The sequence below is a fragment of the Caulifigura coniformis genome, assembly GCF_007745175.1.
GTDB lineage: Bacteria > Planctomycetota > Planctomycetia > Planctomycetales > Planctomycetaceae > Caulifigura > Caulifigura coniformis.
Genome location: NZ_CP036271.1, coordinates 6,154,444 through 6,161,058, shown reverse-complemented (window position 1 = coordinate 6,161,058; position 6,615 = coordinate 6,154,444). Strand labels below are relative to the sequence as shown.

The 6,615-nt window shown below is 63.5% G+C and carries 5 protein-coding genes and 2 pseudogenes; 1 reads left to right on the top strand and 6 read right to left on the bottom strand.

What is annotated here, in order from left to right; genetic code table 11:
* Positions 1 to 271, bottom strand: a 271-nt coding sequence (locus Pan44_RS24760; RefSeq protein ID WP_145035180.1) for a PadR family transcriptional regulator, incomplete at its 3' end; no start/stop codon positions are given.
* Positions 272 to 747: 476 nt separating this feature from the next.
* Here Pan44_RS24760 and Pan44_RS24755 point away from each other — a divergent pair.
* Positions 748 to 1,532: pseudogene (locus Pan44_RS24755) on the top strand (IS5 family transposase).
* Between the two features lie 25 nt (positions 1,533 to 1,557).
* Here Pan44_RS24755 and Pan44_RS24750 read toward each other — a convergent pair.
* The 5 genes and pseudogenes from Pan44_RS24750 to Pan44_RS27610 form a co-directional block, all read right to left on the bottom strand.
* Complete coding sequence (locus Pan44_RS24750; protein ID WP_145034419.1) at positions 1,558 to 1,740, bottom strand: hypothetical protein; 183 nt, start codon at positions 1,738 to 1,740, stop codon at positions 1,558 to 1,560.
* The gene (locus tag Pan44_RS24745; protein ID WP_145034418.1) at positions 1,737 to 2,150 is read right to left on the bottom strand and encodes a hypothetical protein; all 414 of its coding nucleotides are present in this window, start codon (positions 2,148 to 2,150) and stop codon (positions 1,737 to 1,739) included. Before Pan44_RS24745 ends, Pan44_RS24750 begins: the two co-directional genes overlap by 4 nt.
* 24 nt (positions 2,151 to 2,174) lie before the next feature.
* Positions 2,175 to 2,489 (bottom strand): SGNH/GDSL hydrolase family protein, encoded by a 315-nt coding sequence (locus Pan44_RS27615; protein ID WP_197453630.1) that lies wholly within the window; start codon positions 2,487 to 2,489, stop codon positions 2,175 to 2,177.
* A gap of 5 nt (positions 2,490 to 2,494) precedes the next feature.
* A pseudogene (locus Pan44_RS28465) lies at positions 2,495 to 2,638 on the bottom strand (IS5/IS1182 family transposase); the annotation flags it as partial.
* Positions 2,639 to 2,691: 53 nt separating this feature from the next.
* Entirely contained in the window at positions 2,692 to 6,417 is a 3,726-nt protein-coding gene (locus Pan44_RS27610) for a WD40 repeat domain-containing serine/threonine-protein kinase (RefSeq protein WP_197453629.1), read from the bottom strand.
* Positions 6,418 to 6,615 lie beyond the last annotated feature (198 nt).

Here is a 6,615-nt window from a genome sequence, read left to right as displayed (position 1 = left end):
CGGCCGACATCAGCCGGGCCCCCTTGGGCGTGATCCGGTAATTCTTCCGGCGTTTGCCTTTGACGACGGATTCGGTGCTGACCAGGTAGCCGGATTTGTGGAGGTCGTGCAGGATGGGATAGAGGGTGCCGGGCCCCATGCGATACCCGTGGCGGCGAAGTTCCCGCATCATCTCGACGCCGAAGATTTCTTCTTTGGCGGCGTGATAAAGGATATGAAGACGGATAAATCCGCCGTAGAAGTGCTTCAGGAGGTCGTCGGCCTGCTTCATATCGAGTGTCGATATTGCAGTGCGGTAATACGACTGTCAATCATCAGTGGCGAGGAGCGGGGCTGATCAAGGATGGCAGTTGGATGTGGCACGGGAAGTGAAAGAAGTGGGGCAGGTCGGTTTCCTTCCTCCTTTCTGAAAGGTTGACCCTTGAACGCCTCCTCCGGGAGGAATCTGGAGTACTACCAGCAGGAGATTTTTGCCCCTGGGAGGACGCCAGGGGCAGCATCACGCCGTCCTCTCTGGATGCCGAGGCTATCACGCCATCGGCCAATGGATTCATCATTTGGAAGCTCCCGTGTGGCATGCCCCGGGCTACTTCCTGACGCCTCCCACTCGCAAGTGCTTTCGCAACCTGCTGCTCACCATCGATCCCGCCTCGGGATACAGTCACGGACGACTAGGCAGCCTGGACATTCAGCCTAGCGAATCTGTTGAGGTTTCTTGAGGATGACGTCGCTCAAGGAGGAGAGCCGATGCGACGTCGCCATGAACTCACGGATGCGCAGTGGGAGAAGATCAAGGATCTGCTCCCGGGGAAAGACGGGGATCCCGGCCGCACCGCCGCCGACAACCGACTGTTTGTCAACGCGGTGCTCTACGTCCTGAAGACCGGCGTGCCCTGGGAGGACCTGCCCGGCCGCTTCGGCAAGCCGAACACCATTTGGAAGCGGTTCGACCGCTGGTGCGCCGCCGGTGTCTGGGAACGACTGGCCAAGGCGCTGGGCGACCCGGAACTGGATGAAGTTCAGCTCGATTCGACGACGATCAAGGCTCATCCGGTCGCTTCCACAGGCCGGCGAACGCCCAAGGAAAAAAAGACGAGGCCGATGCCCGACGATGTCTCGGGCGGAGCCGGGGTGGACTGACAACCAAGCTCCACGCGGCCGTGGATCGACGTGGCCGGCTGGTCCGGCTGCTGATCACGGCCGGTCAATGCGGAGATGCTCCCCAGGCGGAAGGACTTCTGCAGGGCTTCGGGAAGGGAACGGTGGGCCATGTGCTGGCCGATGCGGCCTATGACAGCGACGCGATCCGGGATCGAGCTCGGCGGCTCAGAGCGAAGGTCTGCATCCGCCCAAACCCAACGCGGAGAGTGAGAAAGCGTTATGACAAAGAACGCTACCGACACCGGAACGTGATCGAGCGGTTTTTCGGCCGGATCAAACGCTTCCGGCGCGTGGCGACTCGGTACGAGAAGAAGGCCGTCAACTTCGCCGGCTTCGTCTGGCTCGCAGCCTTCGTCTCGGAGGTGTTCTGAATGTCCGGACTACCTAAACCTCACGTCACTGCTTTCCATGCTGGCCCGTTCGTGACCGGGCAACGGCCCTGTTGTTGAGCTCGGCTTCCCATAACCGCTCGACCGCCGTTCCCGGCGTGTCCCCGCCGAACGTTTCAAACGGTCGGTCCTCGAACCACGCGTTCCAGTGGCCGTGAGACTCGGCGACGATGATGCGGGGCTCGGTCATTGGACGTAACGGAATCGCTCTCGCAGCATCGTGACGACGTCGGGCGGCGTGCTGGAAAGCGTATCGACCACCAATTTCACCGGGCAGGGCGGCATCGAGACCAGGTTATGGGCATCCTCCGCGTTATACACGGCGACGCGGACCTGACGCTGACCCAGCACCCGTCGCCCCAACTCGTGGTACTCCAGCCCCGGGATCACACAGACCGTGTCGGACATGCAGACGAGGTTCCGTGCCGCTGCCTTCCTGATCCAGGCGTGCGTCGCGGCCTCGATGCGGACGCTGCGGTTGCTGCGGTTGCTGCGGTTGCTGCGGTAGCCAAGGAACGACACCAGTGATGCCAGGACGATGACTGCCGCAAGCCATCGCCAGTGTCGACGTTTCGGCTTTGGCTGTGTCTCGTTCATCATCCCTTAAGCGTTGCGGTCGCGCGGTTACCTCGCAAGCTCGCCGAGTGGCCCAGCAACCGCCCGCGCGCCGTCCGCCGTCAGATGCAGCCGGTCTTCGGCGTCGTAGGTCGTCGTGTTCATTGGGTCCATCAGCGCGGGATGGACAGCCACGTCGGCGAAGGCGTCGAAGTGGTCCTGCCACTCGCTGCGGAGCCGGTCGTTGATGGCGAGAGTCCTTGCGGTGTAATCGGCTGGGACGATGCCAACACCGTCGCCCGCCGGAAGGACAGTCAGGACGAGCACCTTGAATCCGGCCTGGCGCGCCCGGTCCCCAAAGGCGAACAGAGCGGCGACGGCCATGTGCACCTCGAACCCTTCTTCCGCTTGTGGCCGTCGTACCCGGCCCGTACACCGCTCTCCGGAGTGGACTGCATTACGAGGCCATCGAAGATCGCTGCGGTGGGCTGCGGCGATCGGCCGGTCGAGATCCGAAGCAGAGCCCGGAGGTCGCGGGTTCAAGTCCCGTTATCCACTCTTATGGCACTCGCCCTTCTGCAGGGCGTCATCGAGCAGGGCTGTTGCCATTCAGCTCGCCGTCAGCGTGGCGAGAGACTATCGCGCTCTTGCGTATCTCATTCCACCGCTTGCGAAGCGCCCGGTATTCGAGGCTCGAAATCAAGCGCACTTCGCCGGTCGGCTCCTGACGGAGGCCGGTCGCAACCCAGGTTGCCAGTTCGCTCGACTCCAGGTCCTGCTGAGCTGCAGGAAGTTCGATCGTCCGAATCTCGTCTCCGGCCGCGAAGACGAAGCGACGCTCTCCCCAGGGGTAGATTGTCCCGCCGGAGTAAGGCGTCTGCATGACGATCGGGCCCTGAGGAACTTTGCCCCCCAGGTTCCAGAATGAGAGTTCCGAATGGGTGCGGAGCGAGCACACCGTCGCCAGCCACTGCCCGTCGGAGCTGTAGCAGACGCTGCTGACAGGTCCGGGCAACTTGAGAGAGGGCATTGAGGGTTCGAGGGTCGTCAGATGATAGAAGCGAACCTGGCCGCTGGATTCGCCGACACAGAACTCAGTGCGAGCAGGACAGACGCTCGTTCCCTGTCCGCGTCCTTGCAGGTTGATCTCCCGCACGATCTTGCCGCTCGACGAATCGATGACCTGGACCGCCCAACTGATCGGACAGTACAGACATTCGCGCTCATTGATGAAGGCGCCGATTTTCGCCTCGTTGCCAGTCAGCGTGTACTCAAAGCCCGTATACTGCTCTGTCGTCAGGTCCCACATCCGGAGGGTAATGGTCCCGGAGGGGCCCGGAACATCTTCTTCGCAGACCAGAATGTGCCTGCCATCCGGATGGAACTGGCAGGACCAGAACCGGCCTTCACTTTGCACGACGCGTGGCCCCGTCCGGATTGCCATCGGGTCGCGTGACACGATCTGCACTTCGGTCAACTCCCGATTGAAGGTCAGAAACCGTTCAAACTCCTTGTCGGGCACGAATCCCGAAGTGCGCGGAGGTCGTTCGGCGACAGATTGAGAACAGTCTTCGGGAAACCGCCTCACAACCACCTCGGCAGATTGGCTGCCATCGCGGGTCCGCGCCTTTGAGAGCAACAGGCCGCTGTCTTTCGCCGCGTGCAGCTGATCCACGGTTCCGAACTGCGGCCAGAGGGCGACGCGACGCGGCGCCTTCTGGTGCAGACTCCAGAATTGCACGGTCCCGTCGTGTCCGGCTGTCGCCGCCCAGTCTTCGCCGGGGCTGAAGCGAACCCGTCGCACGCCTCCGCCGCCATGCTCCAGACGCGTATCGAGCGGTGCACCGGTGGAGAGCTCCGCCAGTAGCGCGGTGCCATCGCGGAGCCCGGCAGCAAATCGGTTCCGACTCCGCGAGACGGCAATATCCTCACAGTATGCGGGCATGCGGATTCGATACATCCGTTTCTGCTGCATGAGATCCCAACGGGAAATGAAGTCCGGGTCAAATGTCAGAATCTGGTCACCATCGTCCACGAACTGAGCGTCAGCGAACTTGAGCGTGCGCTCGCCCGTGATCCACTGATCAACCTGTCCCCATTGTTCCAGATCGACCCGGTGGATCCTCCGGGGACGCGCATCCGGCTGATTCTCGTCCGATTCACAAACCGCGACGTACCGACCAGTGGGGGACACTTCCACGCTCGTCAGGTGGGAATCAAATGTCATTGCAGGTGACTGCTCGTCACCTTCACCGAGCCCCCACAGGCACATCACACCACGGCGATCGATGGTGACGAGGCGGCTGCTGTCCGGTGTGAACGCCAGCGATCGCTCACCGTAAATAATCGGGCTGCGATCGGTCTCAAGGTCACTCGACGGATGCGATCTGCTCATCGGCCGCCGGTCCGGGCGCGTCAGATCCCAGACTCGGACGACGCCTTGTTCAGGATTATTCAGGGCCAGAAATCGTCCATCGGCGGTGAACGCCATCCCCAGGACGTCGTGGTGGTCGCCGTGCGACTTCTCAGCGATGGCCAGCCCTTCGGCATCCACTTCCAGCCGCCGTTCCACACCCGTCTCGACATCCTTCAGATGGACCTGTCTGGCGTCACACCAGGCGATGAGCCGGCCGTCGTCGCTGATCGCGCTGGCCAACGGCTCGGAGAGCACATCTTCAACCGACCCCGGAAGCAGGAACGATGCGACGCTGAGAATCTCCGCGGACTGCCGTTCGAGGTTCGCGGCGCCGCTCGCGGCCCGGCGGGCTTCCAGCAGCGTCAACAGCCCTTCAATCCGCCCCTCTCGATACTGGCTGATCCCCTTTTCCAGGAGCGTCGAAACGAGCGACGCCTGCCGGTCGCTGGCCTGCCGTTCGATCCGCTCCTTCGCGAGCGTCAGTTCGGAATTGGCCGTCATCAGCTCCGCGTTGGCCTGAGTCAGCTGCCTCGATCTGGTCTCGGCCGCGCCCTCGGCAATGACGGCGCGGTAAGCCTGCCATCCGGTCGCTGCGGTTCCCAGCAGCATTGCGATCGAGACAATCGCCGACGTGGCCAGCAGGGCCCGGTTGCGATGCGCAAACTTGCGAAACCGGTATCCTGCCGAGGGCGGGCACGCTTCGACCGGTTGATGGCTCAGATACCGGCCGACATCCTCCGCGAGCGCCGTCGCCGACTGGTACCGCCGGGTGCGGTCCTTTTCCAGCGCTTTGATCACGATCCAGTCGAGTTCGCCGCGGAGCTCGTCGCTGAACCTCCGCTGATCGATCCGGCGGCAGTCGGCGATCGTCGAGCGCGCGGCGGCATCGAGGGTCGTCACGCGGGCGCTGGGCCGCGGCGGCTCCCGTTCGAGGATCATCCGCCGCAGGTCGTCGTAGCTGGCGTTCTTCAGCGACGCGCGGTCGAAGGGCGTCGTCCCCGTCAGAAGTTCATACAGCATCACTCCCAGCGAATAGACGTCGCTGCGGGTATCCACGTCGATCCCGCTCATCTGCGCCTGCTCGGGCGACATGTACAACGGCGTCCCCAGCATCTGCTGGTAGCCGGTGAACAACGTGCGGTCAGTCAACTGCCGGCTGAGCGCCTTCGCGATGCCGAAGTCGATGACCTTCGGCACCGCCTTGTCGTCGTGCATCGTGACCAGCACGTTCGTCGGCTTCAGGTCGCGGTGGATGATTCCCTTCTGATGGGCGTGCTGCACGGCCCGGCAGATGTCGATGAACAGCGCCAACCGCTCATCGGTCGTAAGCCGCGCTGCGTCGCAGTACTCGGTCACCGGCACGCCCCGCACCAGTTCCATGACGAAGTAGGGGAGGCCGTCGGACGTGCTGCCGGCATCGAGCACGCGGGCGATGTTGGGATGATCCATCATCGCCAGCGCCTGACGCTCGGCTTCGAAGCGGGCCAGGATCTCCTTCGATCCCATTCCGGGCTTGAGGATCTTGAGGGCCACCGTCCGCCTGAGCGGCGCGGTCTGCGCGGCCATGTAGACAGTGCCGAAACCTCCCTCGCCGATCTGCTCCAGGAGTTTGTAGGGCCCGATGTCGCGCCGCGGAGGCGGGTCGTCGCCGGTCTGCAGGACGGTCGCCGCGTGCACGGTTGCTTTCGGCCTGAAGGCCTCCACCATCGCATCCAGCGGGTTTTCGCGGGGACCGTCGCCTGCGGCAGCGAGGAGGCCCGCTACCTGCTGCCGCAGGGCGCCGGTCGGCCCGCAGATGCGGTCGAGATACGCCAGTCGCGCGGCCGGATCCGTCAGGGCCAGCGCCGAGGTGAAGATCTGTTTGGCCGAAGGGCGATCGTTCTCGGATCGAGACATGTGTTGTCGAAACGCACCAGCGGGAAAGGAGGTCTGGAGAGCGAATCAGCGAGGCCGGCATTCTGCGGCGCGGCCGATTCTCGACGCAAGCTGGATGAAGCCCCAGGTTCCCGCGGCGCCGGCCGAGGGGACCCGGGGTCCACTGTCGTTTCAAACATTTGGCCGCTCCGTTCGTCCGCACACCGTGCGAACTCGCGG

Coding starts and splice junctions, on each gene's coding strand:
- Pan44_RS24750 (WP_145034419.1), bottom strand. CDS start 1,740: ATGACCGAGCCCCGCATCATCGTCGCCGAGTCTCACGGCCACTGGAAC.
- Pan44_RS24745 (WP_145034418.1), bottom strand. CDS start 2,150: ATGATGAACGAGACACAGCCAAAGCCGAAACGTCGACACTGGCGATGG.
- Pan44_RS27615 (WP_197453630.1), bottom strand. CDS start 2,489: ATGGCCGTCGCCGCTCTGTTCGCCTTTGGGGACCGGGCGCGCCAGGCC.
- Pan44_RS27610 (WP_197453629.1), bottom strand. CDS start 6,417: ATGTCTCGATCCGAGAACGATCGCCCTTCGGCCAAACAGATCTTCACC.